Origin of the sequence: Pseudomonas alkylphenolica (genome assembly GCF_004025535.1) — a bacterium.
Lineage (GTDB): Bacteria > Pseudomonadota > Gammaproteobacteria > Pseudomonadales > Pseudomonadaceae > Aquipseudomonas > Aquipseudomonas alkylphenolica_A.
In genome coordinates, this window is sequence record NZ_QJRG01000047.1 from 1,129,824 (window position 1) to 1,154,424 (window position 24,601).

The 24,601-nt window shown below is 63.0% G+C and carries 20 protein-coding genes; 19 read left to right on the forward strand and 1 reads right to left on the reverse strand.

What is annotated here, in order from left to right:
* Positions 1 to 155: 155 nt before the first annotated feature.
* The 12 genes from DM813_RS20570 (at position 156) to DM813_RS20625 (ending at position 15,391) form a co-directional block, all read left to right on the forward strand.
* The gene (locus tag DM813_RS20570) at positions 156 to 1,193 is read left to right on the forward strand and encodes an ABC transporter substrate-binding protein (RefSeq protein WP_128325204.1); all 1,038 of its coding nucleotides are present in this window, start codon (positions 156 to 158) and stop codon (positions 1,191 to 1,193) included.
* Between the two features lie 72 nt (positions 1,194 to 1,265).
* A complete protein-coding gene (locus DM813_RS20575) occupies positions 1,266 to 2,027 on the forward strand; it encodes a class II aldolase/adducin family protein (protein WP_128325205.1) in 762 nt (253 codons plus the stop codon).
* 75 nt (positions 2,028 to 2,102) lie between these two features.
* Complete coding sequence (locus tag DM813_RS20580; RefSeq protein WP_128325206.1) at positions 2,103 to 2,747, forward strand: TetR family transcriptional regulator C-terminal domain-containing protein; 645 nt, start codon at positions 2,103 to 2,105, stop codon at positions 2,745 to 2,747.
* A gap of 69 nt (positions 2,748 to 2,816) precedes the next feature.
* Positions 2,817 to 3,533, forward strand: a complete 717-nt coding sequence (locus DM813_RS20585) for a response regulator (RefSeq protein WP_128325207.1) — start codon at positions 2,817 to 2,819, stop codon at positions 3,531 to 3,533.
* A 5-nt stretch (positions 3,534 to 3,538) separates the two neighbouring features.
* Positions 3,539 to 4,315 (forward strand): substrate-binding periplasmic protein, encoded by a 777-nt coding sequence (locus tag DM813_RS20590; protein ID WP_128325208.1) that lies wholly within the window; start codon positions 3,539 to 3,541, stop codon positions 4,313 to 4,315.
* Positions 4,312 to 6,567 carry an ATP-binding protein gene (locus DM813_RS20595; RefSeq protein ID WP_128325209.1) on the forward strand — a complete coding sequence of 752 codons (2,256 nt, stop codon included), beginning with the start codon at positions 4,312 to 4,314 and terminating at the stop codon, positions 6,565 to 6,567. Before DM813_RS20590 ends, DM813_RS20595 begins: the two co-directional genes overlap by 4 nt.
* A 204-nt stretch (positions 6,568 to 6,771) precedes the next feature.
* Positions 6,772 to 8,175, forward strand: a complete 1,404-nt coding sequence (locus DM813_RS20600) for an amino acid permease (protein WP_128325210.1) — start codon at positions 6,772 to 6,774, stop codon at positions 8,173 to 8,175.
* Positions 8,176 to 8,454: 279 nt separating this feature from the next.
* Positions 8,455 to 9,246 carry an enoyl-CoA hydratase/isomerase family protein gene (locus DM813_RS20605; RefSeq protein ID WP_128325211.1) on the forward strand — a complete coding sequence of 264 codons (792 nt, stop codon included), beginning with the start codon at positions 8,455 to 8,457 and terminating at the stop codon, positions 9,244 to 9,246.
* A 31-nt stretch (positions 9,247 to 9,277) separates the two neighbouring features.
* Positions 9,278 to 10,438, forward strand: coding sequence for an acyl-CoA dehydrogenase family protein (locus tag DM813_RS20610; protein ID WP_128325212.1), 1,161 nt, complete (start codon positions 9,278 to 9,280; stop codon positions 10,436 to 10,438).
* An 18-nt stretch (positions 10,439 to 10,456) separates the two neighbouring features.
* Positions 10,457 to 12,556 carry an acetate--CoA ligase family protein gene (locus tag DM813_RS20615; RefSeq protein WP_128325213.1) on the forward strand — a complete coding sequence of 700 codons (2,100 nt, stop codon included), beginning with the start codon at positions 10,457 to 10,459 and terminating at the stop codon, positions 12,554 to 12,556.
* Positions 12,557 to 12,566: 10 nt separating this feature from the next.
* Positions 12,567 to 14,174, forward strand: a complete 1,608-nt coding sequence (locus DM813_RS20620) for a 5-guanidino-2-oxopentanoate decarboxylase (protein WP_128325214.1) — start codon at positions 12,567 to 12,569, stop codon at positions 14,172 to 14,174.
* A 26-nt stretch (positions 14,175 to 14,200) separates the two neighbouring features.
* On the forward strand, positions 14,201 to 15,391 hold the full coding sequence (locus DM813_RS20625; RefSeq protein ID WP_128325215.1) for a pyridoxal phosphate-dependent aminotransferase: 1,191 nt from the start codon (positions 14,201 to 14,203) through the stop codon (positions 15,389 to 15,391).
* 106 nt (positions 15,392 to 15,497) lie between these two features.
* On the opposite strand, the gene DM813_RS20630 is transcribed toward DM813_RS20625, so the two are convergent.
* Positions 15,498 to 15,935 (reverse strand): Rrf2 family transcriptional regulator, encoded by a 438-nt coding sequence (locus DM813_RS20630; RefSeq protein ID WP_128325216.1) that lies wholly within the window; start codon positions 15,933 to 15,935, stop codon positions 15,498 to 15,500.
* Between the two features lie 162 nt (positions 15,936 to 16,097).
* Here DM813_RS20630 and DM813_RS20635 point away from each other — a divergent pair, with 162 nt between their 5' ends.
* The 7 genes from DM813_RS20635 to DM813_RS20665 all read left to right on the forward strand — a co-directional run bounded on the left by DM813_RS20635 (position 16,098) and on the right by DM813_RS20665 (position 24,570).
* On the forward strand, positions 16,098 to 17,699 hold the full coding sequence (locus tag DM813_RS20635) for an ABC transporter substrate-binding protein (RefSeq protein ID WP_128325217.1): 1,602 nt from the start codon (positions 16,098 to 16,100) through the stop codon (positions 17,697 to 17,699).
* A gap of 52 nt (positions 17,700 to 17,751) precedes the next feature.
* Positions 17,752 to 18,711, forward strand: a complete 960-nt coding sequence (locus tag DM813_RS20640) for an ABC transporter permease (RefSeq protein ID WP_128325218.1) — start codon at positions 17,752 to 17,754, stop codon at positions 18,709 to 18,711.
* Between the two features lie 3 nt (positions 18,712 to 18,714).
* On the forward strand, positions 18,715 to 19,542 hold the full coding sequence (locus DM813_RS20645; protein WP_128325219.1) for an ABC transporter permease: 828 nt from the start codon (positions 18,715 to 18,717) through the stop codon (positions 19,540 to 19,542).
* Between the two features lie 2 nt (positions 19,543 to 19,544).
* On the forward strand, positions 19,545 to 21,191 hold the full coding sequence (locus tag DM813_RS20650; protein WP_128325220.1) for an ABC transporter ATP-binding protein: 1,647 nt from the start codon (positions 19,545 to 19,547) through the stop codon (positions 21,189 to 21,191).
* 11 nt (positions 21,192 to 21,202) lie between these two features.
* On the forward strand, positions 21,203 to 21,904 hold the full coding sequence (locus DM813_RS20655; RefSeq protein ID WP_128325221.1) for an NAD(P)H-dependent oxidoreductase: 702 nt from the start codon (positions 21,203 to 21,205) through the stop codon (positions 21,902 to 21,904).
* 110 nt (positions 21,905 to 22,014) lie between these two features.
* Positions 22,015 to 23,118, forward strand: coding sequence for a polyamine ABC transporter substrate-binding protein (locus DM813_RS20660; RefSeq protein ID WP_128325222.1), 1,104 nt, complete (start codon positions 22,015 to 22,017; stop codon positions 23,116 to 23,118).
* A gap of 33 nt (positions 23,119 to 23,151) precedes the next feature.
* The gene (locus DM813_RS20665; protein WP_128325223.1) at positions 23,152 to 24,570 is read left to right on the forward strand and encodes an aminotransferase; all 1,419 of its coding nucleotides are present in this window, start codon (positions 23,152 to 23,154) and stop codon (positions 24,568 to 24,570) included.
* Positions 24,571 to 24,601: the final 31 nt, after the last annotated feature.

Genomic DNA, 24,601 nt, shown 5'->3' on the forward strand with positions numbered 1-24,601 from the left:
TTATTTTTCTATAAAAGTGTAGCGCTAGTAAAAAATCAACTTGTTTTTTTACTGGCCTTTGACTAGTTTTCGATTCACCCCGCGTCCTGGGGCACACCTCACAACAACAAGAAAACGGACCGCGTCTGACGCGGTACCAGCATGAGGATCCACCAATGACATTGAACCTGCTCAAACTGTCGCCCTGGTTACTCGCCCTTGGTCTTGGCAGCGCTCAGGCGGCACCGGACATGGTGGTGGTCGCCTACGGCGGCGCCGGCCAGAAAGCCCAGGATGCGGCGATCTTCCAGCCGTTCAGCGCCCAGGACGGCAGCAAACTGATCCAGAGCGAATACAACGGTGAAATGGCGCGGATCAAGGTGATGGTCGACACCGGCAACGTTGACTGGGACCTGGTCATGATCGAGGCCCCGGACCTGATGCGCGGCTGTGAAGAGGGCATGTATGAACGCCTCGACTGGGCCCAGCTCGGGCGTGCCGACCAGTTGATCCCGGACGCTGCGCAGGAGTGCGGGTCAGCGGTGCTGGTGTGGAGCGTGGCGATTGCCTACGACCGGAACAAGCTGGCCCAGGCGCCAGCGTCGTGGGCCGATTTCTGGGACGTGCAGAGGATTCCCGGCAAGCGTGGGTTGCGCAAGCGCGCGGTGTACAACCTGGAATTCGCGCTGATGGCTGACGGCGTCAAGGCCGAAGACGTTTACAAGGTGCTGGCCACCCCGCAGGGTGTCGACCGCGCCTTTGCCAAACTCACCGAACTCAAGCCCTATATCCAGTGGTGGGAAGCCGGTGCGCAACCGGCGCAATGGCTGAGCGCCGGCGACGTGGTGATGACCTCGACCTACAGCGGCCGCATCGCAGTCGCAGCCCAAGAGGGCAGTTCGCTGGACGTGGTCTGGCCGGGCAGCCTGTACGGCATGGACTACTGGGCAATCATCAAGGGCTCGCGGCATGCCGACCAGGCCAAGCGCCTGATCGCCTTCGCCAACCAGCCCGACACTCAGGTGCGCTACGTCAACGCGATCCCGTACGGGCCAACCAATACCGTGGCTGCCGCAGAGCTCGATCCGAAGCTGGCCAACTGGGTACCGACCTCGAAACAGAACCTTGAAGGCGCCCTGGCGATGAACGTCGAGTTCTGGGTCGACCATGGTGATGAGCTCGAAGAGCGATTCAACGCCTGGGCCAGCAAGTAAATTGCCATGGCTGGACACCGCCGGGTGTCCAGCCCTATTGTCTGGCCAGCCTTTTGCCTGAGAACAACAACTATGCATCCGACTGACACCGAAGTGCGCCTGCGCCAGGAACTGGCCGCCTGCTACCGGCTGATCGCGCACTTTCGCATGACCGACCTGATCTTTACTCACATCTCGGTGCGCATTCCGGGCCCCGAGCATCACTTTCTGATCAACCCCTACGGGTTGATGTTCGATGAAATTACCGCCTCCAACCTGGTCAAGATCGACCTCGACGGCAACGCCGTGGAGCCGTCGCCGTACCCGGTCAACCCGGCAGGCTTCGTGATTCACAGCGCCATTCACGGTGCCCGCGAAGACGCCCAGTGCGTGTTGCATACCCACACCAAGGCCGGCTGTGCGGTGGCCGCGCTCAAGTGCGGGCTGCTGCCGGTCAACCAGATCTCCATGGAGTTCTACGGCAAGGTGGCCTACCACGACTACGAAGGCGTGGCACTGGACATGGACGAGCAGCAGCGCCTGGTGCGCGACCTGGGCGACCAGCCGGTGCTGATGCTGCGTAACCATGGGTTGCTGACGGTGGGCGAGAGCGTAAGCCAGGCGTTCCTGCGCATGTATTACCTGGAAAAAGCCTGTGAAATTCAGCTGGCAGCCCAGGCGGCTGGTGAAATTGTGCTGCCGCCTGATGCTGTCTGCGCCCATACCGAACGGCAATTCAACGAGCCTGCGCGGCCTCTGAAGGAAGGCGAGCTGAGTGACCCGGACGGCATGCAGCTGGCCTGGAAAGCCTTGCTGCGGTTGCTGGAACGGGTGGCACCGGACTATCGCGACTGAGCACGACTTGTTGTACAGTCGTTCAACTGTGAGTGGGAGGCCGCTGATCTCCCCCAGTTCCGATGAGAGCCGCCGATGAGCCAGGAAGCCCGTTATAGCCGTATGGTCCCGGAGTTGCGCAAGGCCAACCTGGTCGAAGCAACGCTGGTGTGTCTGAAGCGTCACGGCTTTCAGGGCGCCTCGATTCGCAAGATATCGGCCGAGGCCGGGGTGTCGGTGGGGCTGATCAGCCACCACTATTCAGGCAAGGACGAACTGGTGGCCGAAGCCTACATGGCGGTCACCGGCCGGGTCATGGGCCTGATTCGCGAAGCCATGGCCCGGGCCGCACCGAATGCCCGCGAGCGACTGTCGGCGTTTTTTCGCGCCTCGTTCTGCGCCGAACTGCTCGACCCGCAACTGCTGGACGCCTGGCTGGCGTTCTGGGGCGCGGTCAAAACCGCCGAAGCGATCAACCAGGTGCACGACCACTCCTACGGCGAGTACCGCAATGAACTGGGCAGGCTGCTGCGTGACCTGGCGGCCGATGAGGGCTGGCAGGCGTTTGACGCCGACCTTGCGGCCATCAGCCTGAGCGCCTTGCTTGACGGCTTGTGGCTGGAGTCCGGACTCAACCCCGGCACCTTTACCCCGGAGCAGGGCGTGCAGATCTGCGAGGCCTGGGTCGACGGACTGCAAGCAGGCGGGCGTCGGCGTTTCACCCTGTCCGAGGGCTGTTGATCGATTGTTCAACAATGGGTAGTCTGCGGTCGCGAGTTACAAAACAATTCCTATAAGAGACAACACGCAATGACGCCTCGGGTACTGATCGTCGATGACGATCCGCTTATTCGCGACTTGCTGCACGCCTACCTGTCTCAGGAAGGCTACGACGTCCACTGTGCCGACACCGCCGAGCAGGCCGAGCAGTTCCTGGCCAGCCACAATGTCGACCTGGTGATGCTCGACATCCGCCTGCCAGGCAAAGACGGCCTGACCCTGACCCGCGAATTGCGCGTGCGCTCGGAGGTCGGGATCATCCTCATCACCGGTCGCAACGACGACATTGATCGCATCGTCGGCCTTGAGTGCGGCGCCGATGACTACGTGATCAAACCCCTCAACCCCCGTGAGCTGGTGTCTCGCGCCAAGAACCTGGTGCGTCGCGTGCGTCATGCCCAGGCTTCGCGGCCCGTTGCCGCCAATACCCATGTGCTCAAACAGTTCGCCGACTGGGCGCTGGATGTCGACCGCCGTCGCCTGATCGACGCCCAGGGTGCGGAAACCTTGCTGACCCACGGCGAATACCAGTTGCTCAGCGTGTTCCTGCGCAACAGCGGCCATACCTTGAGCCGTGACCAGTTGATGGACCAGATCCGCAACCGCGAGTGGGTGCCCAACGACCGCTCCATCGACGTGCTGGTCGGCCGCTTGCGGCGCAAGCTGCACGATGATCCGGCCGAGCCGCAGTTGATCATCACCATCCATGGCGCCGGTTACCTGTTTACTGCCAGCGTGGCGGCCTGACACCCATGTGGCGCCTGGCCGGGCTGCTGTTGTCGCTGCTGCTGGCCTTGCCGGCGCAGGCCGCCGAACGCATTCGCTATTGCGACTACCCGGTGTATCCGCCAGTGTCCTGGAGCGATGGCAGGCAGGTACGCGGCCTGGCGCCAACCGTGGTGCGCGAGCTGTTCGGGCGGCTGGGCTACGAAGTGGAGATCGTGGTGCTGGGGAACTGGAAGCGCTGCCTGCTCGATGCTGCCGAGGGGCGGGTGGATGTAGTTCTGGCTTACGACAGTGACCAGCGTAACCAGAGCATGCGCTTCTCCAGCGTGCCGGTGCTGCGCGAAGAAGTCGCGGTGTTTTTCAATCGTCAGCGCCCGGTGAAGTTCGACCACCTCGATGACCTGGCCAACTACCGCGGCGGCCTGTTGTTCGGCGAGAGCTACGGCACCGAGTTCGACCGCCTGGTGGCCAAACACCAGAACATCGAATGGGTGTCTTCCAGCCAGCAGAACTTCGGCAAACTGATCCGCGGGCGTATCGATTTCGTCATTCAGGAACGGCGCACTGGCCAGCTGTACATCGAGCGTCTGCCGGGTGCCGAAGACATCCGCGTGCTGCCTACGGCGCTGAGCGTGGACTATCTGCGTGTCGCGGTATCTCGCCACAGTGAGCTGAGCCAGCGCATGACGCAGATCGACGAACAGCTGCAGCGCATGGCCGACGCTGGTGAAATCGAGCGTTGGTTGCGCGAAAGCGAGGTCACTTACCGCGACATGGTCAACCTGCCGGCGGATGCCCGATGAAGCGCGTACCGACCGGCGGGTTGCTGCGGCGCCTGCTGCTGTTCATCCTGCTGTTCAGCCTGTGCTTTACCGTGCTGGCGAGCAGCGTGCAGCTGTATTTCGAGTACCGACGCGAGATGCGCGACATCGACGCGCGCATGGCGCTGATTCGCGGCGGCTACCTGGCGAGCCTGGAGCGCAGCCTGTGGGACCTCGACCAGGAGCAGCTCAATGTGCAACTGCGCGGGCTGGTGGACTTTTCCGATGTCGCCCGAGTGCGCCTGAGCAGCACCGATTTCAACCTCCTGCAGGGTGAGGCGAACCCGCCGGGGCCGTTGCGCATCGAGCGCTTTGCCTTGGACTTTCAACCACCTTCGGGGCCGCTGCGGCACCTGGGTGAACTGGAAGTGAGCATTGATCTGGGCGCCGTGCATCGACGCCTGTTCGCCACCGGGCTGGCCAGCCTGTTGTGGATGAGTGTGTTCCTGTGCGGCCTGGCGGTGGCGTTATCGGGGTTGTTCTACCGCCTGGTAACGCGCCACCTGCAGGTGATGGCCGAATTTGCCCGGCGCATTGGTGCCGGCGACTGGCAAGAGCCGCTGCGCCTGGGCAAGCGGCGTTCGGCGCGCGCCGACGAAATCGATACCGTGGCCACTGCGCTGGAAGACATGCGTGGGGCGATTCTCAGTGATATCGAGCGGCGTGAACAAGATCGCCTGGCCTTGCAGGACAAGCGCGACGAGCTGCAGAGAATGGTCGAGCGCCGCACCGCCAGCCTGATGCGTGCCAAAGACGATGCTGAAGCGGCGAACCTGGCCAAATCACGCTTTCTGGCCACCATGAGCCATGAACTGCGCACTCCACTGAATGGCATTCTCGGCATGGCCGAGCTGTTGCGCGGTGCCGGACTGCACGGACAGGACAGCAAGCGCCTGGACGCCTTGTACAAAGCAGGTGAAGGCCTGCTGACCATCCTCAACGAAGTGCTGTATTTCGCCCGCCTGGAAGAGGGCGAAAGCCACCCGGAAGCCGTCGGTTTTTCCCTGCGCCAGTTGTGCGACGAAGTAATGACCCTGCTTGAGCCCCGGGCGCTGGGCAACCGCACAGCACTGTCGTGTGAAATCGATCCGCAGCTGGCGGCGCGTCAGCAAGGCGCGGAGCAATACCTGCGTCAGGTGCTGAGCAACCTGCTGGCCAACGCGATCAAGTTCACCAGTGCCGGGCAGGTAATGCTCAAGGTTCAGGTGCTGGGCGAGCAGAGCGACCGTCAGCAACTGCGGGTAAGCGTCAGTGACAACGGTATCGGCATCGCCCCGGCGATGCAGGCAAAGATCTTCGATCGTTTTGTCCAGGCCAGCGAGGCGGTAGCCCGGCAGTACGGCGGCACGGGTCTGGGCCTGGCGATCTGTAAACACCTGGTTGAGAAGCTGGGTGGGCGGATCGGGCTTGAAAGTGTCGAGGGGCAGGGTAGTTGTTTCTGGTTTGAGCTGGCATTGCAACGTTCAGGCCCAAGTGACATCGCGCAGCCTGTGGTGCCAGTGGTCCCTGCCCTGGACATTCTGGTGGTCGAGGACGTCGAGTTGAACCGCGAAGTGGTGCAGGGCCTGCTGCGCCGTGACGGCCATCGGGTGTGGCTGGCCGAGGAAGCCGAACAGGGGCGGGTGCTGTGCAGTCAACGGCGCTTCGACCTGATTCTGCTCGATGTGCATCTGCCGGGCATCAGCGGTGTCGAGCTGTGCCGGCAGATTCGCGCAACACCCGGGCCCAATCGCGATAGCCGCATATTGGCGCTTACCGCCAGCGTCCAGCCGGCGCTGGTCCGCAGCTACCTGGATGCTGGCATGCAAGGCATTCTGGCCAAGCCGCTGAAGCTGGACAGTTTGCGCGAGGCGCTGGCGCAGGAGGCGCCGCTGGTCGAGGCGGTGCAGCTTGATCAGGTCATGGACTGGTCTTTGCTGGGCACCCATCGCAACCTGCTTGGCGAACAGAAGGTGCAGGGGCTGCTGTCGGTGTTACGCGAAGCCATCGAACAACACCAGGAGGCGCTCGGCGAAGCATTCAAAGCCAGTGACTGCACCGAGGTTGCCCACCTGGCACATCGCCTGGCCGGTAGCAGCGACTCGCTCGGCTTTCGCGGGCTGGCCAGCGCGTTGCGTGAGCTTGAAGAGGCGGCACTGTGCAACGACGCGGGCGCGATACAGCGCCTGGTGACGCCGATGACCCTGCAGATGCAGCAGGCACTGCAGACCCTCGAACGCCTGTTGCAGGGCTGATGTACAAAAAACTTACGACTTTTTACATCTTCGATCTTTACGTACAACAGCACCTTACATCGCTTTCCAATAATCGACGCTAACCGCACTGCACGCGGTCTTCGACGCTTATTGGAGATAATAATAATGAACCATCGTCAAGCTGATCGACCCTCGCGTTTTCGTATTTCCCCTTCGCACGTCAACCACTGTTGAGGTGCCGACATGACTGATTCGACCGAACGTAAAGGCATCCACCTGACACGGGCACTGAAAAGCCGGCATATCTTCATGCTGTCGCTGGGCGGCGTGATCGGTACCGGGCTGTTCATGGGCTCGGGGGTCACCATCAACCAGGGCGGGCCGGTGGGCGCGATCCTGGCCTACCTGGTAGCAGGTTTCCTGATGTACCTGGTGATGGTCTGCCTGGGTGAGCTGTCGGTGCAGATGCCGGTATCCGGCTCGTTCCAGGCCCACGCCACCAAGTACATCGGGCCAGCCACCGGTTTCATGATCGGCTGGGTGTACTGGATGAGCTGGGCGACCACGGTGGGGCTGGAGTTCACCGCCGCCGGCATGCTGATGGTGCGCTGGTTCCCCGAGGTGCCGATCTGGTACTGGTCGGCGCTGTTCGTGGTGGTGCTGTTCGGCCTCAACGCCCTGGCGACCCGGGCCTTTGGTGAGGCCGAGTACTGGTTCTCGGGGATCAAGGTGGCGGCGATCCTCGGCTTCATCATTGTTGGCGTGCTGGTGATCTTCGGTGCCATTCCGCTGACCAGCGGGGCGCCGGCGCCGATGATGAACAACCTGATCGGTGATTCGCTGTTCCCCAACGGCCTGTCGGCGGTGTTCGCGGTGATGATGACCGTGGTGTATGCCTTCCAGGGCTGCGAGATCATGGGCGTGGCAGCGGGCGAGACCGATCAGCCGGAGAAGAGCATTCCGCGTGCTGTGCGCAACGTGGTGTTCCGCGTGTTGATCTTCTATGTGCTGGCGATTGTGGTGCTTTCGGCCATTGTTCCGTGGCAGCAGGCTGGGCTGATGGAAAGCCCGTTCGTGCAGGTGTTCGACATGGTCGGCATTCCCTACGCGGCCGACCTGATGAACTTTGTGATCCTCACGGCGATTCTGTCGGTGGGCAACTCGGGGCTGTATGCGTCGACGCGGATTCTCTGGGCAATGTCCAAGACCGGCATGGCGCCCAAGAGCCTGTCGCCGCTGAGCAGCCGCGGTGTACCGTTGCGGGCGCTGAGCATCACCCTGTGCTTTGCGCTGGTGTCGCTGATGACCAGCTTTGTCGCTGCCGACACCCTGTTCATGGTGCTGATGGCGGTGAGCGGGATGTCCGGCACGGTGACCTGGATCGTGATTGCTCTGGCTCAGTACCGCTTTCGCAAGGCGTTCCTGCGCGACGGCGGCAAATTGAGCGACCTCAAGTACCGGGCACCGTTGTATCCACTGGTGCCGCTGCTGTGCATCACCCTGTGCAGCTCGCTGTTCGTGTTCCTGGCGCTGGATGAGACACAGCGGCCTTCGTTGTACTGGGGCTTTGGTTTTATCGCAGTGTGTTACGCGGCGTACTTCATGATTCACCGCAAGCGCCAGGTGGTGTTGGCGCCTTCGGTTTAACAGCAACCCCGGGTGAGCGCTTCGCGCTCGTAATCCACCCGAGAACGCGACAGACGCCTGTCGCGTTTTTTTATGCCTGTGGCAGTTGTGCGAAGTTGTAACAGCTGTTCTTGGGAAACAACTTAAATCTCTATAAAAATTATATAAAAACAGTTACTTGCACGATGTTTTTAATCTGTTACATCAAAGATTTTGCCCGATTGTTTCCTTGTTGAACACTCGTTTAGTATGGCCTCAAGTCCTACCCCTCACGCCAACCACAATAATTCGAGGCCTCCCATGACTACTTCCCCGTCACTGTTGAGCACTGTCGAAGCAGATGTCGCCTGGATCACCCTCAACCGTCCCGATCAGCGCAACGCGCTGGACATCCCCAGCCTGAAGAAGCTGCATGCCTTGCTCGATGACTGCAACGCCGACCCAGCGGTGCGGGTGGTGGTGCTGACCGGCAGCGGGCGCAGTTTCTGTGCCGGTGCAGACCTCGCCGAATGGGCTGAAGCCGAAGCCCGTGGCGCGCTGGAAAGCTACGGCTGGACCGAGACCGCCCACGCTCTGATGCAACGCCTGCACAGCCTCGACAAACCGACGATTGCCGCCATCAACGGCACTGCCGTCGGTGCCGGGATGGATCTGACCCTGTGCTGCGACCTGCGCGTGGCCGCCGCTTCGGCGCGTTTCAAGGCGGGTTACACCAGCATGGCCTACAGCCCTGACGCCGGGGCCAGTTGGCACCTGCCACGGCTGATCGGCAGCGAGCAAGCCAAGCGCCTGCTGTTCCTTGATGAGCTGTGGGGCGCGGAGCGCGCACTGGCCGCCGGGCTGGTCGGTGAGGTGTGCGCCGATGACCAGTTGCTGGCGGCGACTGCCGAACTGGCCGGGCGCCTGGCCAATGGCCCGACCTTCGCCTTCGCCCAGACCAAACGCCTGATGCGCGAGGGTGCTCAACGCACCCTCGGCGAACAGCTGCAGGCGGAACTGGCTGCTGGATTGCTGTGCGGACGCAGTGAGGATGGCAACGAGGCATTGCGTGCGGCGGTCGAAAGGCGCGCAGCAAAATTTGTTGGAAAATAAGTACTTACACAACCTTCTTCAGGAAAATTCCATGAATTTCCAACTGACCCAAGAACAAGAAATGTTGGTGGAAGCGGTACGCAGTTTCGTTGCCAAGGAGCTGCTGCCCCACGAGGAAGCTGTCGATCGCGCCGATGAAGTGTCGCCGGAGCTGGCGGCGCAGATTCGCGGCAAGGCGATCGCTGCAGGTTTTTACGCGTTCAACATGCCCGAAGAAGTCGGTGGTGGCGGTCTCGACTACCTGTCCCAGGCATTGATCGAGCGTGAGCTGTCGAAAGTGTCGTGGGCGGTGCATGTATTTGTCGCGCGCCCGTCGAAGATTCTCATGGCCTGCAAGGGCGAGCAGATCAATGACTACCTGCTGCCGTGCATCCAGGGCGAGAAAGTCGACTGCTTTGCCTTGACCGAGCCGGGCGCCGGTTCCGACGCCAACGCAATCAAGACCCGTGCCGTGCGTGAAGGGGACGATTTCGTCCTCAACGGCAGCAAGCATTTCATCAGCCACGCCGGGCATGCCGATTTCGCCATCGTCTTTGCCGTGACCGACACCTATGAGCACAACGGCCGCAAGCGCAACGCAGTCACCGCGTTCCTGGTCGACCGTGGTACCGCCGGCATGACCATTCGCCGCGGCCCCAAGTGCGTGAGCAACCGCGGCTATCACACCTACGAGCTGTTTTTCGACGATTGCCGCGTGCCGGCCAGCAAGGTGCTGGGCGAAGTGGGCAAGGGCTGGGAAGTGGCCAACGCCTGGCTCACCGCCGGGCGGGTGATGGTCGCGGCCAACTGCGTCGGCCAGGCTCAGCGCGCACTGGATGTCTCGCTGCAATGGGCGGCGGACCGCAAGCAGTTCGGCCAGCCGATCGGTACCTACCAGGGCGTGTCGTTCAAGCTGGCCGACATGGCCACGCAGATCCGTGCTGCCGAGCTGTTGACCCTGCACACCGCCTGGAAGATGGACCAGGGCAGCATGACCGACGGCGAGGCCGGTATGGCCAAGCTGTTTGCCAGTGAAGTGCTGGGCAAGGTCGCCGACGAAGCCGTGCAGATTTTCGGCGGCATGGGCCTGATGGATGAAGGCCCGGTCGAGCGGATCTGGCGCAATGCGCGGATCGAGCGGATCTGGGAGGGCACCTCGGAGATCCAGCGGCACATCATTTCCCGCGAACTGTTGCGCCCACTGTTGCGTTGATCGGGTCGGAGAACTCCTATGTCGCAGTCGATTCGTGACAACCTCAAGCGCCTGCTGGCCCCACGTCATCTGGCCTTTGTCGGCGGACGCAGCATGGCCCGCGCGCTCAAGCGCTGTGCCGAAGGCGGTTATCAGGGCCAGATGTGGCTGGTGAACCCGCAGCACGACAGCATTGATGGCATCCCTTGCGTACGTAGCGTGGCCGAGTTGCCGTGCGGCCCGGACGCGGTGTTCATCGCTACCAACCGTGAACTGACGCTCACCTGCGTCGCCGAACTGGCCGCCATCGATGCCGGCGGGGCGATCTGCTACGCCTCGGGCTTTGCCGAAGCCGGGGCCGAAGGGCAGGCGCTGCAACAGCAACTGCTCAAGGCCGCCGGCACCATGGCCTTGCTCGGCCCGAACTGCTACGGCCTGCTCGACTACCTGCACAGCAGTGCGCTGTGGCCGGTGGCACATGGCGGCAAGGCGGTGGACAAGGGCGTGGCGATCCTGACCCAGAGCGGCAACTTCGCCTACAACCTGTCGATGAGCGACCGCTCGTTGCCGGTGGCCTACATGGCCTCGGTCGGCAACCAGGCGCAGCTGGGCATCGCCGAACTGATGGATGTGCTGCTCGATGAGCCGCGGGTGACTGCCATCGGCCTGCACCTTGAAGGCCTGAAGAACGTGCCAGGCTTTGCCCGTGCGGCGCACAAGGCACTGGAGAAGGGCATTCCGATCATCGCCCTGAAAACCGGGGTGTCGCAGATTGGTGCCGAACTGGCCCTCAGTCATACCAGTTCGCTGTCCGGTTCCGATGCGCTCTACGACAGCCTGTTCCAGCGCCTGGGGGTGATCCGCGTCAGCGGCCCGGTGAGTTTCGCCGAAACCCTCAAGGCTGCCGCTTGTGGCAACCTGCCCAACGGCCGCAGCCTGATCGCCCTGGCCTGTTCCGGTGGTGATGCCGGGCTGATTGCCGACTACGCCGAACGCAACGACCTGAGCCTGCCCAAACTCGACATCAGTCAGGTCAATGAGCTGGCTCAGGTACTGCCGGCGTACGCCAACCTGGTCAACCCGCTGGACTTCACCACGGCCATCTGGGGCGACGGCGCCGCCCTTGAGCGCATGCTCGACAGCGCCCTGCGCAGCGAGGCCGATGCGGCCATGCTGGTGCTCGACTACCCGGCCGAATTTACGGGTGAGCGCAAGGAGTGCGACCTGCTGCTGGAACTGTACAGCGCCGCCCTCAAGCGCCACGGCAAGATCGGTTTTGTCACCTCGGCCTTCCCCGAGCTGCTGCCGGCCAGTGCCCGCGAACGCCTGCATGGCCATGGCATTGCGGCGCTGCAAGGGGTTGAGGATGGGCTGGCAGCCTGGGGGCGGATCGCCGCCTACCAGAGCCGTCGTCAGGCCTTGCTCGAACTCGGTGAATCGGCGCTGGTGCCGCTGTGCCCGCAAGCGCTGGCAGGTGAGGGCGAGTTGCTCAATGAGTGGGATTCCAAACAGGCATTGAAGGCTTTCGGCCTGCCGGTTCCCGCTGGCGTACTGAGCAGCGTCGAGCAGGCCGTCAAGGCTGCAGAGGCGCTGGGCTACCCCTTGGTACTCAAAGCCGTGAGTGCGCGATTGCCGCACAAGACCGAAGCCGGGGCCGTGGCGTTGAACCTGCGCGATGCGCAAGCGCTGGACAACGCGGTGCAGCAGATGCGCACACGCATTGGTGCGTATGCGCCGCATGTGGCGTTTGACCAGGTGCTGCTCGAACCGATGGCCAGCGCGCCACTGGCCGAGCTGATCGTCGGTATCAAGCGTGAAAACGACTTTGGCCTGGCCCTGGTAATCGGTGCTGGCGGCATCCTCGTCGAGTTGCTCAAGGACAGCAAGACCCTGCTGTTGCCGACCACTGACGGCGCCATTCGCGCAGCCGTGCTCGGCTTGCGCAGCGCCAGTCTGCTGCAGGGCTTCCGAGGCCGCGAGCACGCTGACCTCGATGCCCTGGTCGCGGCGATTCGCGCCGTTGCCGACTACGCCTGCGAAAACGCCGGGCAACTGCTGGAACTGGATGTGAACCCATTAATGGTCGGTGCCCAGGGCACCACCGCGGTCGATGCGTTGATTCGCCTCGGCCAGGCGTAAGGAGCACAACATGCACAATACTCCATTGACCGGTGGCCAGGCCCTGGTCCGCCTGCTGGCCAACTACGGTGTCGATACTGTGTTCGGCATTCCCGGGGTGCACACCCTGGAGTTGTACCGTGGCCTGCCGGGCAGCGGCATCCGTCACGTCCTTACCCGCCATGAACAGGGCGCAGGCTTTATGGCTGACGGCTATGCCCGGGTCAGCGGCAAGCCCGGCGTGTGCTTTGTCATCACCGGTCCCGGTGTCACCAACGCCGCGACCGCGATCGGCCAGGCCTACGCCGACTCGATCCCGATGCTGGTGATTTCCAGCGTCAACCACACGGCCAGCCTGGGCAAGGGCTGGGGCTGCCTGCACGAGACCCAGGATCAGCGCGCGATGACCGCGCCGATCACCGCGTTTTCCGCCGTGGCCTTGAGCGCCGAGGACCTGCCCGAGCTGGTTGCCCGTGCCTATGCGGTGTTCGACAGTGAGCGGCCACGGCCGGTGCATATTTCCGTGCCGCTGGATGTGCTGGCGGCGCCGGTCACTCGTGACTGGAGCACTGAGGTGGTTCGCCGCCCTGGTCGCGGCCTGCCGTCCAGCAACGTTCTGGAGCAGGCGGCGGTAAAACTGGCAGCGGCCAAACGGCCGATGATCATCGCCGGTGGCGGGGCACTGCAGGCCGCCGATGTCCTGCAACAGCTGAGCGCCCGCTTGGCGGCGCCGCTGTTTACCAGCGTTGCCGGCAAGGGCCTGCTGGCGCCAGAGGCACCGCTGAATGCCGGCGCGAGCCTGTGTGTCGAACCCGGGTGGAAACTGATCGCCGAAGCCGACGTGATTCTGGCGGTGGGCACCGAGATGGCCGATACCGATTTCTGGCGCGAGCGCCTGGAGCTCAACGGCGAGCTGCTGCGGGTGGACATCGACTCACGCAAGTTCAACGACTTCTATCCCTGCGCGCTGGCGTTGCAGGGCGATGCGCGGCTGACCGTCGGCGCGTTGCTGGAGCATTTGCCGGACAGCCAGCGTGACCCCGAGGCGGCCGTCGCCAAAGTCGCCACCTTGCGCCAAGCCGTCAGGGACAGCCATGGCCCGTTGCAGACCATTCACCAGGCGATTCTCGACCGGGTGGTCGCGGAACTGCCGGCTAACGCCTTTATCAGCACGGACATGACCCAACTGGCCTATACCGGCAACTATGCCTTCGCCAGCCGGGCACCGCGCAGCTGGCTGCACCCGACCGGCTACGGGACCCTGGGTTACGGCGTGCCGGCGGGGATTGGCGGCATGTTTGCCACTGAGGATCGTCCGGGCCTGGTGCTGGTGGGCGACGGCGGCTTCCTTTACACCGCGCAGGAACTGGCCACGGCCGTCGAAGAGCTGGACCGGCCGCTGGTAGTGCTGTTGTGGAACAACGATGCGCTGGGGCAGATCCGCGACGACATGCTCAACCTGGATATCGAGCCGATCGGGGTGCTGCCGCGCAATCCGGACTTTGCCGGGCTCGGGCGGGCGTATGGTTGCACCGTGGCCCAGCCCCGCAGCCTCGATGAACTGCAACAAGAGCTGCGCGCCGGCTTTGCCCGCAACAGCGTGACCCTGATCGAGCTCAAGCATGCCTGCGCTCGCTGACGTCCACCCCATTCAGGAAGATTGCCATGCGCTTTTCCGCTCTGACCCAACGCATTGCCGGTGACGGCGCCGCCGCCTGGGATATTCACTACCGTGCCCTCGACCTGCAGGCGCAAGGTCAGGACATCCTCCTGTTGTCGGTTGGCGATCCGGACTTCGACACCCCGGCGCCCATCGTTCAGGCTGCCGTCGACAGCCTGCACAACGGCCACACGCATTATTCGGATGTGCGCGGCAAACTCGCGCTGCGTCAGGCCATCGCCGGCCGTCACCAGCAACGCAGCGGCCAGCCGGTCGATGCCGACCAGGTAACGGTGCTGGCGGGTGCGCAGTGCGCACTGTTCTGTGTGGCCCAGTGCGTGCTGAACCCCGGTGACGAGGTAATTGTCGCCGAACCGATGTATGTCACCTATGAAGCGGTGTTCGGCGCCTGTGGCGCCACCGTGGTGCCGGTGCCGGTGCGTTCCGAGAACGGCTTTCGCGTGTGCCCCGAGGATGTTGCCGCGCGCATCACCCCGCGCACCCGGGCACTGGCGTTGAACAGTCCGCACAACCCTTCGGGTGCAAGCCTGCCGCGTTCGACCTGGGAGGCACTGGCGGAACTGTGCATCGCCCATGACCTGTGGCTGATCAGTGACGAGGTCTACAGCGAGTTGCTCTACGAGGGTGAACACATCAGCCCCGGCAGCCTGCCGGGCATGGCCGAGCGCACGGCGACCTTGAACAGCCTGTCCAAGTCGCATGCCATGACGGGGTGGCGGGTAGGCTGGGTGGTGGGTTCGACGGCGCTGGCCACACACCTGGAGAACCTCGCGTTGTGCATGCTGTATGGCTCGCCGGACTTTATCCAGGACGCCGCCGTGGTGGCGCTGGAGCAACCGTTGCCAGCGCTGGTTGCGATGCGCGACGCCTATCGTCAGCGTCGTGACCTGGTCTGCGAGTGCCTGGCGGATAACCCGGGGCTGAAGGCGCTCAAACCTGACGGCGGCATGTTCGTGATGGTCGACATTCGCGAAACCGGCCTCAGCGCCCAGGACTTCTCTAACCGCTTGCTGGACCGTCACGGTGTATCGGTGCTGGCGGGCGAGGCCTTTGGGCCGAGTGCGGCGGGGCATATCCGTTTGGGGCTGGTACTCGGTGACGAGCCGCTGCGTGATGCCTGCCAGCGCATTGCCCGTTGCGCGGCAGAGTTGATGGAGGCCGAGGCCCGCGGGTAAGAGGCGCTGCAGATGCCGGTGCGGAATTTGCACCAGGCCATCAGTGATGTGTTGTTTTTGCTGGCCTCTTCGCGGGTTTACCCGCGAAAAAGCCGGTAAGAATTTCCTACACGTTGGCGTGTTCCTTGGGCGTATCGAACGCCACAAACAACTGGTCGGCAGTGATCGCACCGAGGTCCAGGCGCATGTTGGCCTCCAGCATCGCAAACAGCCGGGTGAACACCTCGAACACTTTGCAGTGGTCTTCCATACCGGAGAAGGGGTTGTCGATCTTCTCGGCGATCAACGAGCTTTCCTGCACTGCGTCGTACACCTCGCGCAGGGTGATTTCACTGGCCGGACGGGCCAGGGTCAGGCCGCCGTGGGCGCCACGCCAGGACTTGAGGATGTTGGCCTTGACCATCAGCGAGACCAGGCTGCGCACGCGCGTGGGATGGGTCTTGACCCATTTGGCAATAGTCTCGGTACGCAGCTTCTGCGGGGCGTTGGCAGCCACGAACGACAGAATGTACGAGGCGGTGATCAGGCGAGTCGACTGGCTCATGGTCTGCAGAATCCTTTGAAAATTCCATCCTGAAAGGGGCTTGGCAGCGGTGTGTGATTGAGTCTAATGTAATTGTCACGATGACAAATACAAATATTTGCAGCATCGATGCGTGCGAGGTTGGCTGAATCCTTTTCTCTGCGGTTCAACAGAGGCAATGCCATGAGCGATAACAACAACAAAATTACTCAAGCGATGCACGACAGCGGCTTGCCGCGTCGCGATTTTCTCAAATTCAGCGCCACGGCAGCTGCCGTGGCCGGTGCCTTCAGCCTTGGCTTGCCGATGCGCGGCTGGGCCGAAGAGACCAGCCCAAAAGCCGGTGGTGTGCTGCGCATGGGCCTGGCCGGTGGCAGTACTACCGACTCGCGGGACCCGGGGACCTGGGCCGATACCTTCACCTTTGTCGGTTTCTCGGCGGTGTACAACACCCTCAGCGAAATCGCCGTGGACGGCAGCGCCATTCCGGAACTGGCCGAGCGTTGGGAACTGAGCCCCGATGCGCGCATCTGGACCTTCATCCTGCGCAAGGGCGTGACCTTCCATAACGGCAAGACCCTGGATGCCAATGACGTCGTCGCCTCGATCCAGCATCACCTGGGCGACAAGTCCACCTCGGCGGCCAAGACCGTGCTCGGTGATGTGGCCCAGGTACGCGCCGAGGGCAACGACACCGTGGTGTTCGAACTGCATTCGGGCAACGTCGACTTCGCCTACGTGGTCGCCGACTATCACCTGGCGATCATGCCAGCCAAGGACGGCGTCGCCGACTGGCAGTCTGGCGTCGGTACCGGCGGCTACCGCCTCAAAGGCTTCGAGCCCGGCGTGCGCATGGACCTGGAGCGTCGCCCGGACTACTGGAAAGCGGGCAGGGCGCATTTTGCCAGCGCCGAATTGCTGGCCATTGCCGATGGCGCGGCGCGGGTCAACGCGCTGGTCACCGGTCAAGTCGATGTGATCAACAAGGTCGACCTGAAAACCGTGGCCTTGCTCAAGCGCAACCCCAACCTGGCCATCGAGGAAACCAAAGGCGCCCAGCACTACACCTTCCCGATGCTGACCGACAGCACGCAGTTCCAGGACAACAACATCCGCCTGGCCCTCAAGCATGCGATCAACCGCGAAACCTTGCTCGCCTCGGTGCTCTATGGCTACGGCCAGATCGGCAACGATCACCCGATCCAGCCCGGCAGCCGCTTCATCAACAGCTCACTGGAGCAACGCGCCTACGACCCGGACAAGGCGCGCTTCTACCTGCGCCAGGCTGGGGTCGATTCGCTCAAGGTGCGCCTGCAGGCCTCCGATGCCGCTTACACCGGTGCGGTGGATGCCTCGGTGCTGTTCAAGGAGCAGGCGCGTCAGGCCGGTATCGATATCGATGTGGTGCGCGAGCCGGCCGACGGTTTCTTCAGCAACGTGTGGATGAAGCAACCCTTCACCACCTCGTTCTTCTACAGCAGCCTGACCGCCGACCGCATGTTCAGCATTGGCTACGCCAAGGGTGCGGCCTGGAACGAAACGCACTGGGACAACACGCGCTTCAACGAACTGCTCAATGCCGCCCGTGGCGAGATGAACGCGCCGCTGCGCCAGGAGATGTACAACGAAATGCAGGCCCTGTGTCGCGACGACGGCGGTGCCATCGTGCCGCTGTTTGCCAGCTCTGTGGCCGCACGCTCCAGGCGCGTTACCCACGGCGGAGGGACTGCGCCTTACGGTGAGCTGGACGGCCTGCGCCTGATCGAACGCTGGTGGCAGGCCTGAGGGCCGGACCTGCCGCGTCACCTTTCGTTGTGTCTGTTCGAGGAGCTGTCCGGTGAATAGTCTTTACAAACTGCTTGTGCAGCGCCTGGCCCTGGGCCTGTTGTCGCTGTTTGCGGTGGCGGTGATCATCTTCCTGGCCGTGGGCATGCTGCCTGGCGACGTCGCCGAGGCCATGCTCGGCCAGGCTGCCACGCCCGAAACCGTTGCCGCACTGCGTGCCCAGCTGGGCCTGGATGTACCGGCACTGACCCGCTTCGGCCAGTGGGCCTGGCACTTGCTGCACGGTGACCTTGGCGTGTCGCTGGCCAACCAGCGGCCGATTGCCGAGCTGATTGCCAGCCGGCTGGCCAACACCTTCAGCCTGGCCGCGCTGGCGGCACTGGTGTCGGTGCCGGTGGCGTTGTTGCTGGGCATACTCGCGGCGCTGTACCGCAACAGCTGGTTCGACCGGCTGCTCAATACCAGCGCCTTGAGTGCGGTGTCGTTCCCCGAGTTCTTTGTCGCCTACATCCTGATCCTGGTGTTCGCAGTAAAGCTCAACTGGTTGCCAAGCATCTCCAACCTCGCCCCGGGCGCCAGCTTTGGCGAAGTGCTGGAGCGTTCACTGTTGCCGGTGCTGACCCTGAGCCTGGTGGTGGTCGCGCAGATGATGCGCATGACCCGTGCGGCGCTGATCAACCTGCTGGCCAGCCCCTATATCGAGATGGCCCGGCTCAAGGGTATCAGCCCGGCGCGGATCATCTTCCGCCATGCCTTGCCCAATGCCCTGGCGCCGATCATCAACGTTGTGGCGCTGAACCTGGCTTACCTGGTGGTGGGTGTGGTGGTGGTCGAGGTGGTATTTGTCTACCCGGGGCTCGGCCAGTTGCTGGTCGACTCGGTGGCCAAGCGCGACATCCCGGTCGTGCAGGCTTGCAGCCTGATCTTTGCCGCCACCTACATCCTGCTCAATACCACGGCCGATGTGCTGTCGATTGCCAGCAACCCACGCCTGATGCATCCGAAGGGGTAAGCCATGAGCCTGTTCAAGCAACTGCTGCGCGCACCGCTGAGTGCCAAGTTCGGCCTGGCGGTGATTGTCCTGTACGTGCTGGTGGCGCTGTTTGCGCCGGTGCTGGCGCCCTACGGCGAGACCCAGGTGGTCGGCGAGGGCTTCGCACCGTGGGGCAGCGAGTTCCTGCTGGGCACCGATAACCTTGGGCGCGATATGTTCAGCCGCCTGGTCTACGGTGCCCGCAACACCCTGGGGATCGCCTTTCTGACGACCGTTCTGGCCTTTGCCTTGGGCGGCTTTTGCGGGCTGGTGGCGGCGATCAAGGGCGGCTGGGTAGACCAGGGCCTGTCGCGGGTGGTGGACATTCTCATGGCCATCCCGCAGTTGATCTTCGCCTTGCTGATCCTCAGTGTGGTTGGCACCACCGCCACCTCGCTGGTGCTGGTGATTGCCCTGCTGGACGCCACACGGGTGTTTCGCCTGTCGCGGGCGGTGGCCATGACCGTGGTGGTCCAGGACTTTGTCGAAGCAGCGCGGCTGCGCGGGGAAGGGCTGTGGTGGCTGGTCAGCCGCGAGGTGCTGCCCAATGCCGCGGCCCCGTTGATTGCCGAGTTCGGTTTGCGCTTCTGCTTTGTATTCCTGTTCATCAGTGCGCTGTCGTTCCTGGGCCTGGGTATCCAGCCGCCAACAGCCGATTGGGGCAGCATGGTGCGCGACAACGCGGTGCTGATCACCTTCGGCGATATCAGCCCATTGTTGCCGGCCCTGGCCGTGGCCCTGATCACCGTCAGCGTCAATTTCGTCGTGGACTGGGTGCTGCACGCATCCAGCGGCCTCAAGGAGTGCTGAGCATGACCCAAGTGAATATTCAAAAGCCGCTGCTGGAAATCCGCGACCTGCGCATCGAAGGTCACTATGAAGACGCCTGGCATCCGTTGCTCAAAGGCATTGACCTGACCCTGCAACGCGGTGAGGTGCTGGGCTTGATCGGCGAGTCGGGGGCGGGCAAGTCGACGCTGGGCCTGGCATCGATGGGCTATGTGCGCGACGGCTGCCGGATCACCGGTGGTTCGGTGCGCTTTGACGGCATGGAGCTGGTCGGCGCCCGTGCTGAAGCCTTGCGCAAGCTGCGCGGCCTGCGAATCGCCTATGTGGCCCAGAGCGCTGCGGCCTCGTTCAACCCGGCTCACCGCCTGATCGATCAGCATGTCGAAACCGCGGTGAAGAACGGCGGTATCGACCGTGCCCAGGCCGAAGCCGAAGCGGTAGAGCTGTACCGCGTGCTGCGCTTGCCCAACCCCGAGCAGATCGGCCAGCGCTATCCGCACCAGGTCTCCGGTGGCCAGCTGCAACGGGTGATGACGGCGATGGCCATAGCCTGCCACCCGGACCTGATCGTCTTCGACGAACCGACCACGGCGCTGGACGTCACCACCCAGATCGAAGTGCTGGCGGCGATACGTGACGTCGTCAAAACCTACGGCAGCGCCGCGTTGTACATCAGCCACGACCTGGCGGTGGTGGCGCAGATGGCCGACCGCATCATGGTCTTGCGCCACGGCAAGCTGGTGGAGGAGGCCGACACCCGCAGCATGCTGAACGCGCCGCAGCAGGAGTACACCAAATCGCTGTGGGCGGTGCGCAGTTTCCGCACCGACCCGAAAATCTGTGCGGCGCAGCAACGGCCGTTGCTGGAGGTACGCCAGGCGTGTGCCAGTTATGGCCAGCAACCGGTGCTGCATGATGTCTCGCTCACGCTCCATCGCGGCCAGACCCTGGCGGTGATCGGCGAGTCCGGCAGTGGCAAAAGCTCCACCGCGCGCCTGATCACCGGCTTGCTGCCGCCGACGGCGGGGCAGGTGCTGTATGACGGTGAAGCCTTGCCGGCCGATTTTCGCCGCCGCAGCAAGGAGCAACTGCGCCGAATCCAGATGATCTACCAGATTCCCGACACCGCGTTGAACCCACGCCAACGCATCGTCGACATCATCGGCCGGCCGCTGACCTTCTACCTCGGGCTCAAGGGCCAGGCCATGCGCAAACGGGTGGCCGAGTTGCTGGAAATGATCGAACTGGACCCGGCGGTGTACATGGAGCGCCAGCCGCGAGAGCTGTCCGGCGGGCAAAAGCAGCGTATCTGCATCGCCCGCGCGCTGGCTGCAGAACCGCAGTTGATCATCTGCGACGAGGTCACCTCGGCGCTGGACCAACTGGTAGCCGAGGGCGTGCTCAAGCTGCTCAACCGCATCCAGCAGCAACTGGGGGTGGCCTACCTGTTCATTACCCACGATGTGGCCACCGTGCGCGCCATCGCCGACCAAGTGCTGGTGATGCAGCGCGGGCGCGTGGTGGATCACGGTAGCCGTGATGCCATTTTCAGCCCGCCGTACCGCGACTACACCGGGCTGCTGTTCTCGTCCGAGCCGGAAATGGACCCGGACTGGCTCAATCGCCTGCTGGCCAGCCGCGCAGCACCTTCTACATTGCAACCTGTTTAAGGAAATTCCAGATGAATGTCTTGATCGTTCACGCTCATCCCGAGCCGCAATCTTTTACTGCCGCCTTGCGTGACACCGCCGTGGACACCTTCCAGGCGCAAGGGCACCAGGTGCAGGTCAGCGACCTGTACGCCATGAACTGGAACCCGGTGGCCAGTGCCGACGATTTTGCCACCCGCGAGAATCCCGAGTACCTGGTATATGCCCTGGAGCAGCGCCTGGGGGTCAAGAGCGGCTCGATTGCCGCCGATATCCAGGCCGAGCTGGACAAGCTGTTGTGGGCCGACCTGGTGGTGCTGAACTTCCCGATTTTCTGGTTCTCGGCACCGGCCATCCTCAAGGGCTGGATCGACCGGGTGCTGGTGTCGGGCGTCTGTTATGGCGGCAAGCGCTTCTATGACCAGGGCGGACTGGCGGGCAAAAAGGCCTTGGTGACGGTGACCCTTGGCGGGCGCGAGCACATGTTCGGCGAAGGGGCGATTCACGGGCCGCTGGAGGACATGCTGCGTCCGATTCTGCGCGGCACCCTGGCGTATGTCGGCTTTGATGTGCTGGAGCCGTTTGTGGCGTGGCATGTGCCGTACATCAATGACGAGGCACGCAAAGACTTCCTGCGCAGTTATCAGCAGCGCCTGCAGCACCTGTCGGATGACCAGCCGCTGACCTTTCCGCGCTTGTCGCAGTTCGACGAGGCGTTGTACCCCCTGGCTTGACCGATGCGTGCCTGCGACCACCTACCCATTCGGGTTATGGTCGCGGCCCGCGAATGGTCAGATAGTAACCCCATCGGCTCATCCCGAGCAGTCACACGACGGAGTTGCTAATGCGCAAGGCAATGAAGGTGATGTGCGGTATGTTGCTGGCATCCTCGGCCATGGTCACCCTGGCCGCTGAAGTGGACGCCAGCAACACACTCAGGCTGTACAACTGGACGGACTACATCGGCGAAACTACGCTGGCCGATTTCGAGAAGGCCACTGGCATCAAGGTGATCTACGATACCTTCGACGGCTACGAAACCGTGCAGACCAAATTGCTGACCGGCCGCTCCGGCTATGACCTGGTCATGCTCAATGCCTCCCTGGCGCCACCGTTGATCAAGGCCGGGGTATTCCAGGCCCTCGACAAACAACAGCTGCCCAGCTGGCACAACCTCGACACCCAGGTGGTGCAGGCCCTGCAAGGCTACGACCCGGGCCTGACCTATTCGGCGCCCTATACCTGGGGCAGTAACGGCGTGACCTACAACGTCGACAAGATCAAGGCGCGCATGCCCGACGCCCCGATCGGCTCGCTGGCGATGCTGTTCGATCCGAAAATCGTCTCGCGTTTCGCCGACTGTGGCGTAACCTTGATGGACGCGCCCACCGAAGTGATCCCGCTCGCGCTCAAATACCTCGGCAAAGACCCGCGCAGCGCCGCCCCGGCCGACCTCAAGGCCGCCGAGAAGCTGCTGCTGGATATTCGCCCCTATATCAAGAAATTCGACTCGGTGAACTACCTCACCAGCCTGCCCAATGGCGATGTGTGCATGGCCCTGACCTGGTCGGGCGACTACGCCATCGCCCAGGCTCGCGCCGAGGAAGCGAAGAAAGACATCAAACTGTCGTTCTTCATCCCCAAGGAAGGTTCGCTGATCTGGTTCGACAACCTTTACCTGCCCAAAGACGCCCCGCACAGCGCCAATGCCCACCGCTTCATCGAGTTCCTGCTGCAGCCGCAGACCATGGCCCAGGTGACCAACTACATCCGCTACGCCAACAGCAATGCGGCGGCCACCACCCTGGTGCAGGCGGACATCCGCAACGACCCGGCGATCTACCCCGACGACGCCACCCGGGAACGCCTGTTTGCCCAGAAAACCCAGGATGCGCGTGACATGCGTGCCATCACCCGGGTCTGGAGCACGGTCAAGACCGGTCTGTAAAACCTTCCATTTCCCTTCGCCAAGGAACTGACCATGGCTACGTCAAACAACGCGTTCGCAACACCGCTTGCCCATGACCCGCTGGTGGAAGCCGACAAGGCCCACTACATGCACGGCTATCACATGTTCGACGAGCACCGCGAACAGGGAGCACTGAACATCGTTGCCGGGGAGGGCGCCTACATCCGCGACACCGACGGTAACCGCTTCCTCGATGCCGTGGGCGGCATGTGGTGCACCAACATCGGCCTGGGGCGTGAGGAAATGGCCCTGGCGATTGCCGACCAGGTCCGCCAGCTGGCGTATTCCAACCCGTTCTCGGACATGGCCAACAACGTCGCTATCGAACTCTGCGAAAAGCTCGCGCAACTGGCGCCGGGCGACCTTGATCACGTGTTCCTCACCACCGGGGGCTCCACCGCGGTCGATACTGCCTACCGGCTGATCCAGTACTACCAGAACTGCCGCGACAAGCCGCACAAGAAGCACATCATTGCCCGCTACAACGCCTATCACGGCTCCACCACCCTGACCATGTCGATCGGCAACAAGGCCGCCGACCGGGTGCCGGAATTCGACTACGCGCATCCGTTGATCCACCACGTGTCCAACCCCAACCCGTACCGGGCGCCGGATGGCATGGACGAGGCGCAGTTCCTCGAGTTCCTGGTCGCCGAGTTCGAAGACAAGATCCTCTCGCTGGGTGCGGACAATGTCGCCGCCTTCTTTGCCGAGCCGATCATGGGCTCGGGCGGGGTGATCATCCCGCCCAAGGACTATTTCCTGCGCATGTGGCAGGTGTGTCAGACCTACGACATCCTCTTTGTGGCAGATGAAGTGGTGACGTCCTTCGGACGCCTGGGCACCTTCTTTGCCAGTGAAGAACTGTTCGGTGTGCAGCCCGACATCATCACCACCGCCAAGGGGCTGACCTCGGCGTACCTGCCGTTGGGCGCGTGCATCTTTTCCGACCGTATCTGGAAAGTGATCGCCGAGCCGGGCAAGGGCCGCTGCTTTACCCATGGCTTTACCTACAGCGGGCACCCGGTGTGCTGCACCGCAGCGTTGAAGAACATCGAGATCATCGAGCGTGAGCAACTGCTCGATCACGTCAAGGACGTTGGCGGCTATCTTGAGCAGCGCCTGCAAAGCCTGCGTGAACTGCCGCTGGTGGGGGATGTGCGCTGCATGAAGCTGATGGCTTGCGTCGAGTTTGTCGCCGACAAGGCCAGCAAGGCGCTGTTTGCCGATGCGGTCAACATCGGTGAGCGCATCCACCGTCGTGCCCAGGCCAAAGGCTTGCTGGTGCGGCCGATCATGCATTTGAACGTGATGTCGCCGCCGCTGATCATCACCCATGCCCAGGTGGACGAGATTGTCGAGATCTTGCGCCAGTGCATCCTCGACACCGCTGCCGAACTGCGCAATGAAGGGCTGTACAGCGGCGCCTAAGGTGCAGGTAGCCGGCGCCTGGAAAGGCGCC

What these genes read in the sequence shown, in the direction of transcription:
- DM813_RS20590 (WP_128325208.1), top strand. Translation starts at nt 3,539, where the DNA reads ATGTGGCGCCTGGCCGGGCTGCTGTTGTCGCTGCTGCTGGCCTTGCCG.
- DM813_RS20585 (WP_128325207.1), top strand. Translation starts at nt 2,817, where the DNA reads ATGACGCCTCGGGTACTGATCGTCGATGACGATCCGCTTATTCGCGAC.
- DM813_RS20665 (WP_128325223.1), top strand. Translation starts at nt 23,152, where the DNA reads ATGGCTACGTCAAACAACGCGTTCGCAACACCGCTTGCCCATGACCCG.
- DM813_RS20620 (WP_128325214.1), top strand. Translation starts at nt 12,567, where the DNA reads ATGCACAATACTCCATTGACCGGTGGCCAGGCCCTGGTCCGCCTGCTG.
- DM813_RS20580 (WP_128325206.1), top strand. Translation starts at nt 2,103, where the DNA reads ATGAGCCAGGAAGCCCGTTATAGCCGTATGGTCCCGGAGTTGCGCAAG.
- DM813_RS20660 (WP_128325222.1), top strand. Translation starts at nt 22,015, where the DNA reads ATGCGCAAGGCAATGAAGGTGATGTGCGGTATGTTGCTGGCATCCTCG.
- DM813_RS20575 (WP_128325205.1), top strand. Translation starts at nt 1,266, where the DNA reads ATGCATCCGACTGACACCGAAGTGCGCCTGCGCCAGGAACTGGCCGCC.
- DM813_RS20600 (WP_128325210.1), top strand. Translation starts at nt 6,772, where the DNA reads ATGACTGATTCGACCGAACGTAAAGGCATCCACCTGACACGGGCACTG.
- DM813_RS20625 (WP_128325215.1), top strand. Translation starts at nt 14,201, where the DNA reads ATGCGCTTTTCCGCTCTGACCCAACGCATTGCCGGTGACGGCGCCGCC.
- DM813_RS20650 (WP_128325220.1), top strand. Translation starts at nt 19,545, where the DNA reads ATGACCCAAGTGAATATTCAAAAGCCGCTGCTGGAAATCCGCGACCTG.
- DM813_RS20615 (WP_128325213.1), top strand. Translation starts at nt 10,457, where the DNA reads ATGTCGCAGTCGATTCGTGACAACCTCAAGCGCCTGCTGGCCCCACGT.
- DM813_RS20605 (WP_128325211.1), top strand. Translation starts at nt 8,455, where the DNA reads ATGACTACTTCCCCGTCACTGTTGAGCACTGTCGAAGCAGATGTCGCC.
- DM813_RS20635 (WP_128325217.1), top strand. Translation starts at nt 16,098, where the DNA reads ATGAGCGATAACAACAACAAAATTACTCAAGCGATGCACGACAGCGGC.
- DM813_RS20655 (WP_128325221.1), top strand. Translation starts at nt 21,203, where the DNA reads ATGAATGTCTTGATCGTTCACGCTCATCCCGAGCCGCAATCTTTTACT.
- DM813_RS20645 (WP_128325219.1), top strand. Translation starts at nt 18,715, where the DNA reads ATGAGCCTGTTCAAGCAACTGCTGCGCGCACCGCTGAGTGCCAAGTTC.
- DM813_RS20595 (WP_128325209.1), top strand. Translation starts at nt 4,312, where the DNA reads ATGAAGCGCGTACCGACCGGCGGGTTGCTGCGGCGCCTGCTGCTGTTC.
- DM813_RS20610 (WP_128325212.1), top strand. Translation starts at nt 9,278, where the DNA reads ATGAATTTCCAACTGACCCAAGAACAAGAAATGTTGGTGGAAGCGGTA.
- DM813_RS20630 (WP_128325216.1), bottom strand. Translation starts at nt 15,935, where the DNA reads ATGAGCCAGTCGACTCGCCTGATCACCGCCTCGTACATTCTGTCGTTC.
- DM813_RS20570 (WP_128325204.1), top strand. Translation starts at nt 156, where the DNA reads ATGACATTGAACCTGCTCAAACTGTCGCCCTGGTTACTCGCCCTTGGT.